Source organism: Spiribacter salilacus (assembly GCF_009649225.1).
Taxonomy (GTDB): Bacteria; Pseudomonadota; Gammaproteobacteria; order Nitrococcales; family Nitrococcaceae; genus Spiribacter; species Spiribacter salilacus.
In genome coordinates, this window is record NZ_WJPP01000001.1 from 563,389 (window position 1) to 579,216 (window position 15,828).

At 53.9% G+C, this 15,828-nt stretch carries 22 protein-coding genes; 9 read left to right on the plus strand and 13 right to left on the minus strand.

Going from position 1 to position 15,828, the window contains the following annotated elements:
- Window positions 1–36 precede the first annotated feature (36 nt).
- Together GH984_RS02845 and GH984_RS02850 are read right to left on the minus strand one after the other, a co-directional pair.
- Complete coding sequence (locus tag GH984_RS02845; protein ID WP_153718672.1) at window positions 37–2,166, minus strand: AAA family ATPase; 2,130 nt, start codon at window positions 2,164–2,166, stop codon at window positions 37–39.
- Between the two features lie 336 nt (window positions 2,167–2,502).
- Window positions 2,503–2,805, minus strand: a complete 303-nt coding sequence (locus GH984_RS02850; RefSeq protein ID WP_153718673.1) for a metallophosphoesterase — start codon at window positions 2,803–2,805, stop codon at window positions 2,503–2,505.
- A 125-nt stretch (window positions 2,806–2,930) separates the two neighbouring features.
- On the opposite strand from GH984_RS02850, the gene GH984_RS02855 reads away from it, so the two are divergent.
- Window positions 2,931–4,592, plus strand: a complete 1,662-nt coding sequence (locus GH984_RS02855) for an NERD domain-containing protein (RefSeq protein ID WP_153718674.1) — start codon at window positions 2,931–2,933, stop codon at window positions 4,590–4,592.
- Window positions 4,593–4,607: 15 nt separating this feature from the next.
- Here GH984_RS02855 and GH984_RS02860 read toward each other — a convergent pair whose 3' ends face one another.
- Entirely contained in the window at window positions 4,608–5,591 is a 984-nt protein-coding gene (locus GH984_RS02860; protein WP_153718675.1) for a 5'-nucleotidase, read from the minus strand.
- Window positions 5,592–5,727: 136 nt separating this feature from the next.
- Between GH984_RS02860 and GH984_RS02865 the strand changes: the two genes are divergently transcribed.
- From GH984_RS02865 to GH984_RS02875, 3 genes are all read left to right on the plus strand, one after another.
- Complete coding sequence (locus GH984_RS02865; RefSeq protein WP_153718676.1) at window positions 5,728–6,522, plus strand: hypothetical protein; 795 nt, start codon at window positions 5,728–5,730, stop codon at window positions 6,520–6,522.
- Window positions 6,523–6,528: 6 nt separating this feature from the next.
- Entirely contained in the window at window positions 6,529–7,113 is a 585-nt protein-coding gene (locus GH984_RS02870; RefSeq protein ID WP_153718677.1) for a YqiA/YcfP family alpha/beta fold hydrolase, read from the plus strand.
- A gap of 147 nt (window positions 7,114–7,260) precedes the next feature.
- Window positions 7,261–7,731, plus strand: coding sequence for a hypothetical protein (locus GH984_RS02875; RefSeq protein ID WP_172973146.1), 471 nt, complete (start codon window positions 7,261–7,263; stop codon window positions 7,729–7,731).
- On the opposite strand, the gene GH984_RS02880 is transcribed toward GH984_RS02875, so the two are convergent.
- The 3 genes from GH984_RS02880 to GH984_RS02890 form a co-directional block, all read right to left on the minus strand.
- On the minus strand, window positions 7,704–8,075 hold the full coding sequence (locus GH984_RS02880; RefSeq protein ID WP_153718679.1) for a DUF2493 domain-containing protein: 372 nt from the start codon (window positions 8,073–8,075) through the stop codon (window positions 7,704–7,706). The genes GH984_RS02875 and GH984_RS02880 overlap by 28 nt on opposite strands.
- Window positions 8,075–8,326: a hypothetical protein gene (locus tag GH984_RS02885; protein WP_153718680.1), complete on the minus strand. Its 252-nt coding sequence runs from the start codon at window positions 8,324–8,326 to the stop codon at window positions 8,075–8,077. Before GH984_RS02885 ends, GH984_RS02880 begins: the two co-directional genes overlap by 1 nt.
- A 247-nt stretch (window positions 8,327–8,573) precedes the next feature.
- Window positions 8,574–9,137, minus strand: a complete 564-nt coding sequence (locus GH984_RS02890; protein ID WP_153718681.1) for a hypothetical protein — start codon at window positions 9,135–9,137, stop codon at window positions 8,574–8,576.
- A gap of 155 nt (window positions 9,138–9,292) precedes the next feature.
- Between GH984_RS02890 and GH984_RS02895 the strand changes: the two genes are divergently transcribed.
- Window positions 9,293–9,865 carry an outer membrane beta-barrel protein gene (locus GH984_RS02895; RefSeq protein WP_172973147.1) on the plus strand — a complete coding sequence of 191 codons (573 nt, stop codon included), beginning with the start codon at window positions 9,293–9,295 and terminating at the stop codon, window positions 9,863–9,865.
- Window positions 9,866–9,874: 9 nt separating this feature from the next.
- Here GH984_RS02895 and GH984_RS02900 read toward each other — a convergent pair whose 3' ends face one another.
- The gene (locus tag GH984_RS02900; protein ID WP_216643608.1) at window positions 9,875–10,390 is read right to left on the minus strand and encodes an HD domain-containing protein; all 516 of its coding nucleotides are present in this window, start codon (window positions 10,388–10,390) and stop codon (window positions 9,875–9,877) included.
- Window positions 10,391–10,493: 103 nt separating this feature from the next.
- Between GH984_RS02900 and GH984_RS02905 the strand changes: the two genes are divergently transcribed.
- Together GH984_RS02905 and GH984_RS02910 are read left to right on the plus strand one after the other, a co-directional pair.
- Window positions 10,494–11,063: a hypothetical protein gene (locus GH984_RS02905; RefSeq protein WP_153718683.1), complete on the plus strand. Its 570-nt coding sequence runs from the start codon at window positions 10,494–10,496 to the stop codon at window positions 11,061–11,063.
- Entirely contained in the window at window positions 11,060–11,482 is a 423-nt protein-coding gene (locus GH984_RS02910; RefSeq protein WP_153718684.1) for a hypothetical protein, read from the plus strand. Before GH984_RS02905 ends, GH984_RS02910 begins: the two co-directional genes overlap by 4 nt.
- Here the strand turns inward: GH984_RS02910 and GH984_RS02915 are convergent.
- The 6 genes from GH984_RS02915 to GH984_RS02945 all read right to left on the minus strand — a co-directional run bounded on the left by GH984_RS02915 (window position 11,477) and on the right by GH984_RS02945 (window position 14,006).
- Window positions 11,477–11,902 (minus strand): hypothetical protein, encoded by a 426-nt coding sequence (locus GH984_RS02915; protein WP_153718685.1) that lies wholly within the window; start codon window positions 11,900–11,902, stop codon window positions 11,477–11,479. The genes GH984_RS02910 and GH984_RS02915 overlap by 6 nt on opposite strands.
- Window positions 11,902–12,057: a hypothetical protein gene (locus GH984_RS02920; protein ID WP_153718686.1), complete on the minus strand. Its 156-nt coding sequence runs from the start codon at window positions 12,055–12,057 to the stop codon at window positions 11,902–11,904. Before GH984_RS02920 ends, GH984_RS02915 begins: the two co-directional genes overlap by 1 nt.
- A 430-nt stretch (window positions 12,058–12,487) precedes the next feature.
- Window positions 12,488–12,736 (minus strand): type II toxin-antitoxin system ParD family antitoxin, encoded by a 249-nt coding sequence (locus GH984_RS02930; protein ID WP_153718688.1) that lies wholly within the window; start codon window positions 12,734–12,736, stop codon window positions 12,488–12,490.
- Window positions 12,737–12,747: 11 nt separating this feature from the next.
- Window positions 12,748–13,455: an aspartate/glutamate racemase family protein gene (locus GH984_RS02935; RefSeq protein ID WP_153718689.1), complete on the minus strand. Its 708-nt coding sequence runs from the start codon at window positions 13,453–13,455 to the stop codon at window positions 12,748–12,750.
- A 48-nt stretch (window positions 13,456–13,503) separates the two neighbouring features.
- Complete coding sequence (locus GH984_RS02940; protein WP_369691901.1) at window positions 13,504–13,767, minus strand: Txe/YoeB family addiction module toxin; 264 nt, start codon at window positions 13,765–13,767, stop codon at window positions 13,504–13,506.
- Window positions 13,764–14,006 (minus strand): type II toxin-antitoxin system Phd/YefM family antitoxin, encoded by a 243-nt coding sequence (locus tag GH984_RS02945; protein ID WP_153718691.1) that lies wholly within the window; start codon window positions 14,004–14,006, stop codon window positions 13,764–13,766. Before GH984_RS02945 ends, GH984_RS02940 begins: the two co-directional genes overlap by 4 nt.
- Window positions 14,007–14,432: 426 nt before the next feature.
- Here GH984_RS02945 and rbsK point away from each other — a divergent pair, with 426 nt between their 5' ends.
- Window positions 14,433–15,353 (plus strand): ribokinase, encoded by a 921-nt coding sequence (rbsK, locus tag GH984_RS02950; RefSeq protein ID WP_256365591.1) that lies wholly within the window; start codon window positions 14,433–14,435, stop codon window positions 15,351–15,353.
- Window positions 15,350–15,784 (plus strand): hypothetical protein, encoded by a 435-nt coding sequence (locus GH984_RS02955; RefSeq protein WP_153718693.1) that lies wholly within the window; start codon window positions 15,350–15,352, stop codon window positions 15,782–15,784. The genes rbsK and GH984_RS02955 overlap by 4 nt, the downstream gene beginning before the upstream one ends.
- The last annotated feature ends 44 nt before the right edge of the window (window positions 15,785–15,828 follow it).

The window sequence follows — 15,828 nt, forward strand, 5'->3', positions numbered from 1 at the left end:
GCTACCACCAAACGAACAGCGACTAAAGACTAGCAATTAAAGTGAGTTAACGGCTTTTGATTTCAGCTCCCATTCCGATCGTAACTGGCGCAGGAATTGCTCTGGGGCTAAAGATTCGCCTAACACCATCTGCTGGCGCTGAACATTTGCCACATCACCCAACGTAAGCCCTTCAAGCTGGTCGAGTAATCGCTGCGAGGTTTCAGGGACCGGCTGATCAGCACTGCCTAACGCTTCTTGCGCAAAAATCTGATACCGCTGCGTGCGCGTTAATTCGCCAAACATCAGCTTTAAATCGAATCGCCGTAGCGCTGCGGGATCCAAACCCTCCATCAAATTGGTAGCAGCAATAAACACGCCATTAAACCGTTCCATCTGCTGCAGGAGCTCATTCACCATGGTGCGCTCCCAGCTACGCTGGGCCTCAGTGCGGTCGGCCAAAAAGCTATCGACCTCATCCAACAGAATGATGGCTTGAGCAGGATCTGTCTGCTCAAACAGCTCAGCTAAATTGCGCTCAGTTTCCCCCACAAAACAACTAAGAACACTTGATGCAGGCGCAACCACCAGCTCCTTATTCAGTGCCTGAGCCAGTATTTCGGCAAACTGAGTTTTACCAGTGCCTGGTTTCCCGTAAGCACAAATACGACCCTGCCCACTTTTGCGCATACCGTCTATAACTGCCTCGGGCGATTTAGCGCCCTCGATGTTCAAAAGCCGCAAGTCAATAGTGGTATTCACGGCTCGCACGCGCGGACTCGCCCGTCCAGCTATGGCTTGGCGCGTTTTTGCCATCACTTGGCGTACAGTTTGGTCAGGATTTTTTGCGGCGCATAATTTAACAACACGTCGCGCGTTATCTATCGCGGCCGGCGTAATTGCAATATCTTCAGCAATTTCATTAATCAACGCCGTGGATACACCTGCCTCGCCTAAGATACGGTTCGCAATTTCACGCCGTACATTTTGCGGTGGCGTTTTAAACTCAACCGGTAGCAGAAACCGCCGCCGAACGGCGGGATCTAAAGACTGGATATCATTCGTAATCCAAATTGTAGGCACCTGATTCGTCTCAAGAACGCGGGTTAACCAACCCTTGTCCTTGCTCGGGGCATACCCTGTTGAGCGTGAAACCATCAACTCATTAATCGTTTGTAGGTCTTCGATTTCGTCAAATATCAGTATTTGGTTCGTGCGGTCTTGCAGCAGAACCTGTGCCATCAGGTACCCACCAATTCGGCCTTCACGACTTAGTGGATCACCGTTCAAATCCGTGCTTCGGACGCTAAAGACCTCCGCACCAAGCTTTTCTACAAACGCCTTAGCCAGCTCGGTTTTGCCCGTGCCTGCCCCGCCATAGAATAAGACATTAACTCCCTTGACATGGTCTTTGATTGCGCCCTGGAAAATACCATCCAATAGATCAGTCTCAGCGCGCAGATGAGGAAAACAGCTCAGCGAGACTTGCGATGGTGATAACGGCTCGAGAAAAACCGAGAGCAAATCTTTCTCAGTCATCACCTCATTGGCACGACTCTTATTAAGCACCTCGCCAGCCGTGACAAAATCTTCTAGATCGCTCTGGCTGGCAACCTCAACGAGCGCCAACTGCTGCAACCGGCCATTTGGGGCCAAAGCGATGCGTACCTCTCGTGGCTCTAGTTCTAGCGAATGGGCCAACCGGTTTGCATTAGTATGGCTGGGCGCCCGCGAGGTCTCTCGACACATGTACCTCAAGGCACCAGACAGATTCAGAAGCTCAATAAACAGGAGAATTCGCTTTTCAACGGGGTTTAACGACAGCGTGTCTCCAATCAGTGCAACAACCTGGAAATACTGTGCATCAAAGTCCACTTCTTGCAGCGCCGCCAGTACGCTCTCAGGCACAACGGACAACACATCATCCCAATCCGATTGTGTGGTCATACCCTCCTTGTCGCTCTTATCACCATCACGTCTAGCGCGGGCATCTAATGTCTTAACTGCCTCTGGCTTCAATAAAGGCCTTATTAACCGTTTCATACCGCTGCTCACTGGATTTGGCGTCAAACGTGCTTTTTCCGCCAGCGATGCCAAATGCAAGTTGAGTGCAACCCGTGCCAACAAGCGATTACCCTTTTTCACTTTATTGAGATCTTCACGCCAAACACAATTAAGGTCTGTCATATAAACTCCTTTCCTACTGGTAGATGCGTAAACTTGCGTTGACTAAGCGCGATTCCGCTGGATTGCGTTTAACGTAACGTTGAACCGCTTTAGCGACTCCGGGTTTTCTTGCCAAAAAGCGTCGATTCTGAATTGCAACAGCCGCTTTCCGAGTTTTGACCATGAAATAACCTCCATTGATTGGACGTACTAGATCTGCACGCTCAAAAAGAGCGCGCATAAAAACGCAAAGCTAATTTGCTTAGAGAAGGAAGATGTGAACTACAAGGGGGATGATCGCACAGGGTTTCGACAAGCTATGTCGCAATCAATCGGTCAGCTACGGCAAAATGCACCTCAAACCCAAAGATACCCATCCGGTTTAATGCTCGCCTCCCCGGCCCAGCGATAGGCCGTTAACTTACCCGCCGGCGGCGGCTCGGTTACGGTGTAATCCACGCAGGCACCGCGATCGATCATGGCGCGCACCAAGCGATAAGTCTCAACCTGCTCGGGCCCACGGTCAATAAAATCACCAACGAATATGAGCTGACGGGCCGGGTGGTGCCAGCTCTGCGCATCCTGCACATAGCCCAAGCGCTCAAGCAGCTGCGCCAAGCGGCTAGCATGTCCATGAATATCGCCGACGATGTCGTACATAACCTATTCCTTGGCCGTTGAGATAGGGTTAGCATAGCAGGCGCTGATGATCACAGATGATTCCGACAGATTTCGTCGCAGGCGCGCGCTGCACAGTAAAATAATTCAAGCGTGGGGACCAAGGAATGGCTCGAATAATACCCAACAATGTCGCCGAGCTCAGGCTTAGCGGTGCCTCCGAGGCAGAGCTGACGACCCTTGAACGCTTAGCCGATGAACTGCCGCTGGATTACACGGTTTTCCACAACCGCTATATCGCCAGCTTAAAGCCGCATGATCAGAAATTTGGCGAAATTGACTTTGTGATCGTCAATCAATCCGGTGATGTTCTACTGATTGAGCAAAAGAACGGGGTTTTGCAAGAGCAGGACGATGACCTGGGGGTTCACTATGCCGGCGAGACACGCTCAAAGTCAGTCATCGATCAAATGCACCTCTCCCGTAACCTGTTTCTCGAGGCATTGAAGGCAGCCGATATCCCGCGAATCACTGTCCGATCACTTCTTTACTGCCCCGATCACCGCGTTGAGCGCATCAACGCCGCAGGACTCTCCATCGAGGGCATTGTAGATGCCACCAAAGACAGCGAGCTTGCTGAGCGCATTGGAAAACTGCTGCCGATTGGGGGTACCCAAGACCAAACACCTCGGCTGATGCGCGATTTCTTGATGCAATCGCTCTCGCTAGAGCGGGACATGACCCGCACGACTGAGCAACATGAAGTGGTCTATCAACGCTTGGCGAGCCCACTGCAAGAACTACCTGCTGCGCTTGAATTCACCCCGTGGAGATTACGTATTCAAGCCGCCGCAGGAGCAGGCAAAAGCCTAGTAGCGATCGAGGCTTACGAGCAGGCAATCGCCAATGAAGAGGCTCCGCTGCTTGTTTGCTTCAATCGACCGTTAGCAGACGCATTGCAGAACCGTCTCAGCGATACCGAAAACGTTAACAACTTCCACGGGCACTGCCGCAAGTGGCTCGAGCGTTTTGGTGATGCGGACCGTCTACAAGCAAGTGCATCCGACGGCGGCGCCTTTTGGGATGAACTCGTGGAGCAAATGGCTGATATCGCTGATAAGGCCGGGCCCTATGATGTATTGATCATTGATGAAGGCCAGGACTTCAAGGCCGACTGGTACGAGGTGCTGCGGCTTGCCATGAAACCCGACTTCCGGTGCTTATGGCTCGAGGATGAGGAACAATCGCTGCAAGGGAACAAACCCGTGCCACTCGAGGGATTTGTTCGCTACAACAACCGCCGTAACTTCCGAACGCCCGCCCGCATTGCCCGTTTTATCGACAAGCTGCTCGACAAAAAGATTGATTGGGCGAACCCGATGGATGGCTACACACCCTGGGTCACCACCTACGCAACCGAGGAAGAGCAGCAGCGGCAGTTGGAAGAACGGCTCAACGCTTTGATGCAGCAAGGATTCACGCCCGAGCAAATCGCTATCGTCAGCTTGCGGGGCCAATCGTCAGCCGTTTATCGAGATCTCAGCGAAATTGCCGGCAGGGGCATTCAACGCTTTACCGGCCGGCATGACAACAACGGCAACCCCATTCACACAGTCGGGCCTATCCAGGCCGAGACCATTTACCGGTTTAAAGGGCAACAAGCTCACGCCGTCATCCTGACGGATATCGAGCTATCTGGCGACCCAGAACAACGCGAGCGCGAAACCGCCCTCCTCTGGTGCGGCCTCACTCGGGCAACGATTGCCTGTGAACTCCTCGTGCACGAAGATTGTGGTTGGCTAAAGGAGATGCAGCGTGCGCGGAGATAACGGCGTCACATTAACTCACTCGCCAAGCCCGGCCCGTCGATTAACCACCCCAAATGGCACATGAACCATAGGCAGATCGCCAGCGGGTGACTGCAAATGCCGCTGATTGTCATCAAAGAAGATATGCGGTCGTAGCGTCTCGAGCACGCGATGCTTTTCGATACCACCGAGCAGGAATGTTTCGTTGGCACTAACGCCCCAGCTCTTCAGCGTTGTAACTAGGCGATTATGCGTGGGCGCACCGCGAGCGGTGACAATGGCGGTGCGGAGCATGGGCTCGTAGTTAGGGTCAGTTGCCTGCGCTTGGTGCTCGAGTTGTTGCAGCATAGCGAGCTTACGGAAAAGCGGCGCCAACGGCCCCGGCTGATGGGGTTCATGAACTCGCTCAACCTCATACTGTTCGAATGCTGCCAACCCTTGCTGGAACATCGATTCAGACTCGTCATCAGCGATCACACCATCAAAGTCAAAAGCGACACGTAAGGCGCCATCGGCTAGGTCGTCTTCAACCTCCGAGCGCATAACAAGCCCGGCCGGAAAACCCGCCTCAACCGCGCTAATCACATCCGACTCATTGGCCGTCAGAAAGAGTGCCGCCTGAAACGCACCAATATAGGGATAAGGCGAGTTACCCTCCAGAAACGCAGCCCGCCGAATGTCGAGGCCATGATGGTCAATCGATTCAAAGACGCGCTGCCCGGTCTCAACGGAGTTGCGCGACAGCAGGACCACTTCAACCGGCCGCTCTGCCGGGAAGCGCTGATTGAAAGCAAGAAAACGCCGAATGAATGGAAACGCGATGCCTTTGCCGAGCGGCGTACCCCGTTGCGCTTGCTGATATTCGCGGTAAACCTCGGCGCCTTGTTCGCGGAATATCTGATCGGACGCCCGAAGATCAAACAGCGCGCTGGAGGCGATGGCCACCACTAAGCGCTCCTCTATCGGTTCGATAACCGTGTGTGATGCTGCAGCGCGGGTTTGCCTATCTGAATCGGTCATCACCACTCCTTGGTGCGTTCTAACAAATGGCAGCTTATCAGAGTACTGAACGGCTTAGGGCTCGCCTTTAATTTGGCTGTTGCGCGTCACGTTAATCTCGTCCACGCTAATTCTAAAGCCAATCAGGAGGGCTGAAATGACAAGCACTGTCCGAGCAGGATGCATCAAAGAACTTGCTAAATTAAACGCGACCACAACAAGTGGTGAGGATCCACCCTGGGTCATAATCGACATCGGTTTTTCAAGCAGTAAACGAAGCTGCGGGATCACCATCAATGGTGACAAAATCCCAGATCCACTTCAGGATTATCGACTCAACTCCAAAGAACTCAAACCGCGAGGCGACAAGCACTATGGCATGCTTTGCCCTGCGATCACGGAGTGGTTGAAAGCGCATCATGGTGCAGGAAAACGGCGTACCCTCAACTTGATGATCGAGGCACCATTGTCGATGGCGTTCGCGAAGCGCGCTCAACCTCAAGATAAACGCCGCGGCGCACGGCAGGGCAATCCAATTGCGCGCATTCCTGATCAATTACAAGACCAAGATAGTAAGGGTGAAAAACGGCAACGGCAGCGCCTTTGGTACACCCAGCCTGCCTCAGGGCTCATGGTTGCCAGCATGCGTCTCATACAAGACCTTGCTACCGAACTGAATGGCTGGGAGATCCGTCTCTTTGAGGGGTTCGTGTCTTTCAAGACAGGCGAGGAAACTGAAGGTCATTGGGAGGACACCTGCAAGCTTTGGAATGCGCTGCCGACTTACTCCACTACATTGACCAATTCCGACGGCCCGATCCTCGCCTCACAGGATGGATATGTCACCAGCATCACCACACTGATGGGAGAACCCTCGGATGGCAACATTCCGCCAATCCTGAGAGTGATTGATTTGGGGCGTGCGCAGGTGTTCGCCCAGGAAACCAGGTGATGCGCGATGGATTTTGTATACATTCATGGCTTCAATTCAGCGTTTGACCCATCATCTGAAAAAATAAGACACCTATGTAGGATTGGGGATGTTCGCGGAATTGAATACGATAGCTTTGGGAGTTATCCGGAAATACTCAGGAAGTTAGCGTCACAGATTTCGATACAGGATGAAACTATCTTTGTGGGAACCTCTTTGGGAGGTTTCTGGGCAGCCGAAATGGGACGCCAAATTTCCGCACCATCAGTCATTATTAATCCCTGCGTTGAACCTCGAACATCGCTCCGGAAATATATTGGCGCTGAATTAACCAACCACGTTACTGGTGAGTCTAAAACCCTTAGTCAGGCATCGGTTTTAAGTTATGAAAAAAGATTGGATGAACAGACGGCACAGTACACGTTTCTTCCACTGGTACTGCTAGACATGGGCGATGAGGTCATCGATTCCCACACCACACAAAACCTACTCGAGAGTTACCCAATGACCTGCTTTGAGGGTGGCAGTCACCGTTTTGAGCATATGGAAGAAGCGATTGACGATATCGAACACTATGTAAACCATTGTTCGTACATTGATCACTTAGATTGAGAACTCGCTTTGTCCTATATGACCCGGCGTTAACCTCCATAACGTTGCCCTCCGACAGCATAGGTCGCAAGCCCTGCTTAGACTATCCAAATGAGTATGTTGATCGCGACTGAATCTGGCGAACTGTGGTCATTCAAAGATTTTTGCTTGAGCGAGTACGTAAAGCCCGTTCTATCAGAATCATATAGCGGGAACCAAGCCATCTACAACAGCGGTGTGGACGAAGAAGCAAGCTGGTGGGTCACCTATATCCGTGTGGATGGGCGATCATGGCGAATCGACATTACACCGATTGGCGCAGTCTGCTTTCTGACTGCCTGTGACCAATCAAAAGATGCGGGGCGTTACGTCGACAGCCGGTGCAACACGCGGGCTGGCGTTATGGCGCTTGGCCAATTGCTCGGCGCCTTACTGCTGATGCTACGTCAATCAGGGCCGTCTAGTTCACCTGAAATATGGTTCGATCCTGAAAGCCCAGCTTTTGGTATGGCATTCCGGCATGTTGCTAAAAATCCACTAGTGCTAGAGGCGTTTGAGCGTGAGGGCTATCGCCTAATAGTCCTTGGAGGCGAAGTGGCCCGCAATGAAAATCAATCTGTCACCGATCCATCAGGGTGATGAACCTCCACTGGCACACCCACCTTGTCCGCATGCGCTAGCGCCGAGCGGGTGCCGCGGGATTTGCCATCCCAAAAGGCGATGACAAGATCCGCCGACTCAACGATCTGTTTATTACGGATGGGACCGGCCCCTCGACCGTAGCGTTGCCAGTCGGCGGGGATGACGTCGATGGTCAGCCCACGCTCGCCCGCCAGACGCTCGGCGAGTGCATCGGCGCCCCTGGCACCGCCAGAGACAAGCACCGCGGGCAGATGGGGCTCGAGCACGGACTCAAGCTTGCCATAGTCATCAAAATCCCGTGAACCAATCACGGCAATGCGTTTGAGCGCGAGATCCCCCATCAGTCGATCACCCAGCCTGCTTCGATGACCGCTTCCGGCGTCTCAAAGGATTCGCCGACGTCTGCCCCGTGGCGGGTGATCACGAATCGGCCCTTGAGCAGCTCGTCAATCGGCATCAGCCCATAGCCGCCATCGGCGTTTTTGAAACTGACCTGTTCCATCGCTGGGGCGGGCATATCCAGTCCATGGCTCTCAAGCGCCTGGCGCGTTTGATTTTTCAGGGTGTCAGACCATTGGATGGGAGATGTCATATCCGGACCTCATTGCAAGCACGGCGCGTAATGTAACGCGTCGCTCCGACAAAACCTGTCGCATCCGAGTTATACGATAAATCACATCATTCGACATCAAATTTACCAAGAGGGAACTTCTATGAATGACTCCCCCAAACCCTATGGCCCCTTTGGTCTGCCTGTCACCATTGTGATCACTGCAGACGAGCCCCATGGAGCGGTTGATTGAGAAAAAGATCAAGCATCAGCTCGAGTAAGGCGCTATCTACGCTTCTCCACCCCCAGCCGACTCCCGCTCCGGCAGCGCTTGATGACCAAACAGGTAGGTGATTATCACCTCACGCACGAATACGGATAGTGGAATGCTCTTGTTATCAGCGGCTTGCTTAAGATCAGCATACATCTGCGATGGAATCCACGTCTTGATGTCATGGTCATTTTTGCCTAAGTCCGCGGTACGGTTGTCTGCATTGGATACCCGCATGAAGTGACCACTAGCGCGATCTGTGATATCGAACTGCCCTTTTCCACGCTCAAGCAAAGCGATGAGGTCATAGCGCCCATAGAGGTAGATAAATAAAACATGGCGAATGAGGGTGGAGAAGTTGGAATCATGCTTCTCGCACAATTCGCTGAGCGCAACGTGGACGGCTTCTGGCAGATGGACTTTGAGCGCCCGATCATTTTCACTCATCACGCTATAGTCCCGCCCAGTCCCGGTCAAAACCGGCTCAGGCGGTTGCGCGGACTTTAAATAACTTCTCATTTCGGCGTGACGTTGCCGACGCGCCTCAAGCCGTGTTCGCAAACTCTTCAAAAATCCACTCATCCCCGCACCTCCAGTTGGCAAAACAACATTGAATGGAATGATTCGCTAGTTCAAGCGCGTGCAAAATTTCCCCTATTTTTCCTCAGCATTGGGTGGAATGAACCGTCTAGACTGCGATGGCAGAAACGATATCAGCCAACACAGGAGATAGAACAATGGCAACAACAACAGCTCGTCTTGGGTTAGCGGCGCTTCTGACAACCGGGGTATTCGCGCTTGGCCTGCAAGCCACTCACGCAAAAGACCCAGGCAGCTTATATGCCGGGCTTCAATTTTCCGCAGCAACGCTGGAGGATGAAGCCGATTTTGAGCTGGATGCATTGATTGGGCGCTTTGGCTATGTGTTTTCAGACACCCTGCGCATTGAGGCGAGACTCGGCACTGGGCTGGGCGATGACACACAGGATTTCACCATCAATGGATCGCCATTTCGCGGCACCTACTCACTGGATAATTTCGCTGGTGCCTACTCGCTTTTCACACTACCAGTGGATAGAGCCGTGTTTTATGCGGCCGCCGGTTTCACGAGCGCAAGTGCGGATGTCACGGTTGAAACACGCCCGCCTCTGATGCCAGGCCGCGCCACGGAGAGCGCAAGCGAAACCTCGGGCAGCTGGGGGCTGGGTGTGGAATATCAAATCGCAGATAACGTTTGGATTGGCGGCGAGTACATGCGCTATTTCTCTGATCTCGATGCACTTAGCCTAGGTGTTAGCGTTGGCTTTTGAGCCGGTTGTTTATCGCCGGTGCAGCCGAGGCGCAGGCCTCAGTGCTCGCGCCTCGGCTGCACGAATAACGGATGGGGATTTGGCCGCGTCAGTACACAGATAGGCTGGATCAACGGTTATACCGACTCGCGGCAAATCCAAACGATCTGCATCCCAGCAGGTCGCCACGGTGAGATCGGCGTGAGTCCGTTCAACGGTATGGCCGCGGCAGGCGACAATCAGTAACTCAAGCTCAGCGTCGCTAACTGGGAGCAGCCCCTGGGTATGATGAGCGCGCGCAAGCTCGGCACCCCTCGGACCATGTTCAATGTCCCAGCCATCCGTTTGCCGACAGCTGTCATGAAAAAAGGCAAATAGCTCAACAACTCGACGATTTGCGCCAGTCGTCTCAGCCAACAGCAGGCCATTGTAGCGCACGCGCTCCCAATGCGCCGGCCCGTGCGGGCTGCGGGCGGACAACACAAAACGGCGACTGGTGTACTCCAGAATTGCCTGACGTTCCGTGGCGGAGAGCAGATCATTCATAACTTCTATTGTGCCACGTTAGATGAATTAAGTTATCGCGCTATCCGACACATGCTGTCGCACCCGCTGCCTATACTAAAGCTCCACGAAGTAAGGAGGCTTTATGTGGCAACCCACTCCCATCGAGGCTTTTGTGAAAACTCGCATGGCCGAGCTGGGGCTCTCGCGTGGCGAGCTTGGTCAGCGACTGGGGCACAACACTAACAAGGCGCTGCGCCGACTCGATCAGTTGATGCACGAGGGCATCAGCGGTCACCCTGATTTCACAGCCCACCTGGCCACGGCACTCGAAGTACCGTCTGACGCACTCAGGCAAACGATTAATGCGCAAAACCAGGCTAAAGCTAAAGCAGCTAAAGCGGCCTACCGCGCCGCCTTTAAGCCCCATGCCATCTGGCAAACCGAGCATAGCCGACCCACATCCATCAGCATGGCCGCGTGGATAAACGCCCCCGCCCACTTACACCTGTCCTTTCCCACTGACTTAGCCGAATCAGACTACATTCGCTTTTGCCAAGACAACGCCCCGGACGTCATACCCTTTTTCGGCCGCATCACTGGCTTCACGATCAACTACCAGCCCGATCATGCTGTGGTTTATGCCCTAGATGGGCAAATCCTCGAAACACTAGATCGGGCGCCACGACTACCGATTGCAGGACTGCGCCTATGAACGATACCGAAGTACAAGAATTCTGGATTGGTTCGTTTAGATACCGCCTACTGCTGCGCTCACCGGGCGCCATCGCCCTGCTACTCATGGGCGGTTATTCGCGAAAGGTTGGTGATCTACGCAACGCTTTTGAGGAGTACGATCCCTTTCAGAAATGGGAAGACTACGACCCGGATGACTTTGCCCTCACCGGCGACGAAGATCTTGGTGTTGATGTATTTTCGCTCAAGCGCGAGTGCGTTAATCGCATTGCGGGCTGGGTAAACCGAGCTAGGCCCGGGTTCTTTTCCATTTCCCCATCTACTGAACGAAAAGAACCTTTGTACGATCGCATTAGCCAAGAGGTGGCCAGCAAAATCCGTGGATACACCAACCAGAAGATTAATCGATCTTATCAGTTTTACCGTCAGCCATTATGAAGGCCAACTGGCCGTATCCGCCACCTCTAGCGTTGAAAGCTGCCCATTGAGCAAGGCATAGATCCGCAGCTCAGTGGCAGGCTTAAGCCAACCCTCTACTAACCCGGCTACTACCCAAGCCCCCACTCGCGCCTGCGTCTTAACATCCAGCGCGGCCACAGTCAGGCTCCAATAACTACTCGGGCGAATGTATCGGCGAGTACGGATCCAGCCTTCAGACACCACATGCCGAATAATCACCTCACGAGCCTGCCCTTCGCAGCCAAACCGATCTCCCTCGCCATGCTCAGCATAAACGGCTCGCAGCCACCCCTCGGTAACGCCAAAGCGCTCAGGGTCTGCAATCACCGCCGCGATGTGCGACGTGCAGACGTTGAGGCGCTCGCCATCAGGCGCAATCCAGTGTGCGGGAGTCAACATCAGTCGGTCACCGTGTCATCCATGCGCCAGTGCTGAGCGCCGCCGGAAACGAGAATCGCCGGCAGATGAGGAGCCAGAACGGCCTCTAGCCGGGCGTAGTCATCAAAACCCCGTGAACCAATCACGGCAATGCGTTCAAAAAAAGGGTCGGCCATAACTCGGAGTATAGCTCCGCATACCGACAAATCTTGGCGGTCTGATGATTCACGATCAACGTTTCTTGAAATGACGACGAAGAACAAGCATAGAAGCTTTATTAATTGTCGGAGCAATCATTGCCCTGATCCTTTAATCGCTTCTGCAGGGCTTATTCTGGCGGCCCTGCTCTTGGATAACATCTCCAAGACCAACCCTGTGATCGGCTCGGTGGCCAATGCGTTAAATGACCGCAAGAAGAAATGATCGTAGGAGCAGGAGTGAATACGGGTTGGCCGCCCGAGGTTATTAGGCGCGGGGGATTGGTCCACAAAGAATGTCATCGATTCTTTCCGGAAAGAGCATAGCGCCGCTACTCCAGTAGCCTTTCAGGTGCATACATGTCCTCGTGCAGCACACGAACAACGAGCACCTCTGATTCAAGCTGATCTAGGTATTCATCCGCCTACGCCCAGCCGCCTTGATAGCCGATATATTCAACGGTTTAGATTCTCCGCTTGACTCACCCTCCGCAAGGGCCTGCCTCAGCGTGGCAAGGCGTTCCTGGGCCTGCTGGTCTCGACGGATAAGATGGCGGATATACTCACTATCATTACCGAATTGACCGCTTTCGATCTGGCCTTTCACCCAGTCGTTCTGTTGTTTAGTCAGCGTGATGGCTTTCCGATACATGCTCATAGCTGGTGCTCCTAACCTGGCATACGCTTAATAGACAACATCCAAGAAACCGCTGCATCGGCATGTAGCTGAGTGGTATCCAGGCACGGGATCGGCAAGCTGGCTGGATCGACCAACATGCCAATTTCAGTGCAGCCAAAGACCACGGCCTCAGCCCCCTGGTCTGCAAGCTGCTGGATAATTCGGTGATACTCGGCGCGTGACGCCTCAAGGATCTTGCCGCGGCAGAGCTCCTCAAAAATCACTCGGTTAATGATCTCTCGATCTGCCAAATCAGGCACATCAACGCGCAAGGAATCGGTCTGCAGTCGATCGATCATAAAGGGCTCATCCATCGTAAAGCGGGTACCCAAAAAACTAACCTGTGAATACCCGGCGGCCTCAATTGCCGCTCGCGTGACATCACCGATGTGCAGAAAAGGCACCGACAGGGCATCGGCAATCGGCTCGGCCACCTTGTGCATCGTGTTGGTGCATAAGATCACGCCATCGGCGCCGGCCATCTCAAGACGTTTGGCAATACCCGCTAATTGTGCGCCGGCACGCGCCCATTGACCTTCGGCCTGCAGTTGCTCAATCGGGGCAAAGTCCACACTCTGCAAAATTAATGAGGCCGAATGCAGCCCGCCCAACTCTGCCCGCACCCCTTCATTAATTAGCCGATAGTATAGCTGGGTAGACTCCCAACTCATCCCGCCGATCAGACCCAGTGTTTTCATAACCACATCCTTAGATCCACCTTAGCCACTCGGTTAGAAAACACAGAGTTACTCATAGTAGCTCCAAAGCCTGAGGACTTTCACAACCCGCGCCTCCTCGAGCACTTGATAAACGAGTCGATGCTGGATGTTAATTCGGCGTGAGTAAGCGCCAGCAAGGTCACCGATGAGTCTCTCAAACGGTGGCGGCCTGCGAAATGGATCCTCGGCAATCAGCGCCAAGAGTTCTTGCGCTTTGGCTCTAAGGCCGCTGGCGGCGAGCTTCTTGGCATCTTTTCGGGCTTGTTTGGTGTAGACCAATCGCCATGTCACCAATCCAGCTCCTCATCGCATTCGTCCACCGGGGTATCCATCCCCTCACGAATGGATTCCCGCATGCCGGGGATGGAGAGCAAGTAGAGGGTCTCCTGAATCGCGGACCAGTCTTCCTCGGAGACTAAGACGGCTTTGTTTCGCTTACCCATAATGATGATGGGCTGATGGGATTCGGCGGTCTCATCAATCAATCGATACAGGTTGCTGCGCGCCTCAGTGGCAGTGATCCCGACCATAGTGTGTTCCTCACATGTTGAACGCCATCAATTGTACGTGACTACGTACGTACGTCAAAACGATCTTTTTTCAAACTGCTTCGAGAGGAGTTCATGAAGCCGTTTGGCCTCTCGGCATACCGCCTAGCGGGAGCTGAATCGCCACAAACAACGATCAGCCCAACTGCCGCCGGCCAGATAAGCAGGCTTCACGCCAACCCATAACGCGGCAAGATTTACGCTGGAATTCGCCCTCACCGCCATAAACAATAATCGGGAGTAAGGCCTTATCACCGGCAAAACTTTGCCACTTTCGCGTTGCGGCGGGCCAGCCAAAGACTGCGCGCGCGAGGGTGTTAGCAGCGGTACGCGGAATCAGCTTACAAATCCAAGTTTAAACTTTATATTTGTAAGAACATCAGAAATCGCTCTGATAGTATGCGTGCTATGGCAAATGTTTGCGTTTTAGGGCTTTTTTGCGTGGATCTGATAACGCGCACCGAGCGCCTCCCCGGCTGGGGAGAGAGCTTGCGTGGGCAGGGGTTTAGCTTAAAGCCCGGCGGCAAAGGCGCCAATCAGGCGGTTGCCGCGGCCTATCAGGGCGCAGCGGTCAGCTTTATCTCTCGGCTGGGCGACGATGCCTTTGCTGCCATGGGCAAAGCGTTGTTTGCGCAAGCCGGTATTGATACTACCCATGTCACTACCGACAAGGCCCTGCCCACCGGCACCGCCACCATTTTGGTAGACGCGAATAAGGGCGATAACGCCATCGTGGTCGACACCGGCGCCTGCCGCGAGATCACCAACCAACACATTGATGATGCGGCGGCCTGCATTCAAGCGGCAGACATCTTCGTCTGTCAGCTTGAACTACCCCTGCCCGTTTGCGAACACGCCATTGCCATCGCAAAAGCGCACCATGTACCGGTCGTTCTCAACCCGGCTCCCGCCCTTGAGCTGCCGGCGCCCTTATATCCAATGATTGACTATCTCACCCCCAATGAATCAGAAGCAGCAGCCCTGGTGGGCCATGCGCTAGAAACTGATACTCAAATTGCCGCGGCGGCAGCCACTTTGCGTCAGCGCGGGGTTACAAGTGTGCTCATTACACTGGGCGAACGGGGCGTGTATATCGACAGCGATGCCTTTCAAGGCATCATCCCGGCGTTTAACGCCGGCCCCGTGGTCGACACGATCGGCGCCGGCGATGCCTTTAATGGCGCGCTAGCCGCGGCATTAGCTGCAGGTCAATCACTACCGAATGGGGCCAGGCGGGCCTGCGTGGCAGCCGGTTTATCCGTCACCAAAGCCGGCGCGGCACCGTCATTGCCGTCAAAGGAAATGGTTGATCGGCATCTACCCTCATGAAAACCACCCTCCTTTTACTTATTCTCGGCCTACTGTTGGCAGCACTCCCCGCTCACGCCCAGCGCTCTGCCTTGGTGATTTATGGCGGGGCCAACCAAGCCACTTATCTGGGCTGTTTAACCTGCATCCGATTTGACCCAGAATCCGTTTGCCGGGCTGGCGGGCAATATGGTTCTCACTTCAGCCCGCAAAGCATCTGGAATCGCGGCGGCACCTACGGCGGGCAATTTAGCCCATATAGCCCCTGGAACCGATTCGCTAAAAACCCACCGGTTGTGTTGGATAAGGCCGGCAACCGCTATGGCCTGTTTTGGGTGAACACCCCACAACGCTATCGCGCCGATATTCGCAGGCTACTTGAAACCATGAACAATCCGGATAATTTTGCCGCGACGTTACTTGAGGCGCGGGAGGCGTTTTGTCAGGAGTGAGGCGAAATGTTACAAGACATCGATTAACGGCGCCGAACAATAGC